The organism is Sphingomonas sp. S6, assembly GCF_043498045.1.
Lineage (GTDB): Bacteria > Pseudomonadota > Alphaproteobacteria > Sphingomonadales > Sphingomonadaceae > Sphingomonas.
Genome location: NZ_JBIEOE010000048.1, coordinates 1 through 1,317 on the forward strand (window position 1 = coordinate 1; position 1,317 = coordinate 1,317).

Sequence of the window (1,317 nt, forward strand, 5' to 3'; positions counted from 1 at the left end):
TCACCGCGGGTAACCTGGCGGCCGACATCCGGTAACGGACCGAGGCTGCATGGCGGTGCGTCGCCTCGGCACGCAGCAGGTCGGTCAGGACCTCCATGGTCGTGCGCTTGCGCTGGAGACCGGTAGTTGTAGCGAACTGCAATGATGACCGCCCGGACGCGCAATGAAGGGCGGTTTCCGGCGCACATTGTTTGAGACGGATCGGCGCAGCGGGCGCACGATCGTTGAGACGCAGCGCACGGTCGGTGAGACGGGCGCACATTGTTGATCCGCTGGCGCGAGCAGCACGAGAATAGCCGAACCGGCACGGCCAAGCTGGTGCTGTTTGCCGCAACGGGTTTTCTGGTCACGCGGTGCGCCTCATGGGCCAGTATCGCCCGCCACCAGAAAACCGCTCGTTATTCTTGCGGTGCCAACATCGCCACAATTGGCAGCTATCGCCCAGTGTCGGGCGTTGCAGCGGACGAGCCAAGTTCCCGATAGCCGACATTGCATCGGCCGCGCTAAGAGGCGTTGATGCTCTATATCGTTGGAGGTTGCAGCCGAAGCGGCAAGTCGATTCTGGCTGGGCGTATGTGCGCTCGCCACGGCGTTCCTTGGTTCACGCTGGACGCCTTGAAGATGGGTCTTCATCTGGGTGCGCGCTCGCTTGGCGTTCTTCCCGGAGCCGACGACCTTGGCACCGCAGACCAGATGTGGCCTATCATCGAACCTATTCTCGATCATGCCATCTTCGATCGACGGGACTATCTGGTCGAAGGGGTGAACCTTCGCCCTCAAGCGGTAGCCCGTTTCATTCAGGAGGCTGACCAGCCGGTGAGGGCCTGCTTCCTTGGTTATCCTAATATCCCGATCGAGGACAAAGCTGTGGCAGTTGCAGGCCACACAAGGCCGCCAACCGACTGGCTTCATCGAACCGGGATTGAGAACGTCCGCCGATATCTCAAAGTCAGCCAGCAGCTAAGCCGCCAGCTACGCGATGATTGCTTGGTATTCGACATTCCGTTCGTGGATACCGGAGCTGATTTTTGGGCGGGTATCGATGAGGCAGAAAGCATTCTCGTTGAGGAAACGCGGGGGCTATAGCCGCGATCTGGACGGCCGCTTCTTGTGATCGCGTTACCGAAACCCGCCTGTCGCTTCTCCACCACTTTTTGCCGTTCGTGCGCCGGCGGATCAGCAATGTGCGTCCGTCTCACTGACCGTGCGCTATGTCTCACGGAATTTGCGTCTGGCGAGACTATCTGTCTCAAACAACGTGCGCCGGAAACCGCCCTTTATTGCGCGTCCGGGCGATCATCATTGCAGTTCGCTACA

1 protein-coding gene and 1 pseudogene are annotated in these 1,317 nt (G+C 60.0%); one reads left to right on the top strand and one right to left on the bottom strand.

Going from position 1 to position 1,317, the window contains the following annotated elements; all coding sequences use genetic code 11:
* Nucleotides 1–142, bottom strand: a pseudogene (locus ACGVWT_RS19165) (ATPase); the annotation flags it as partial.
* A gap of 374 nt (nucleotides 143–516) precedes the next feature.
* Here ACGVWT_RS19165 and ACGVWT_RS19170 point away from each other — a divergent pair.
* Nucleotides 517–1,086 (top strand): hypothetical protein, encoded by a 570-nt coding sequence (locus tag ACGVWT_RS19170; protein WP_205492656.1) that lies wholly within the window; start codon nucleotides 517–519, stop codon nucleotides 1,084–1,086.
* The last annotated feature ends 231 nt before the right edge of the window (nucleotides 1,087–1,317 follow it).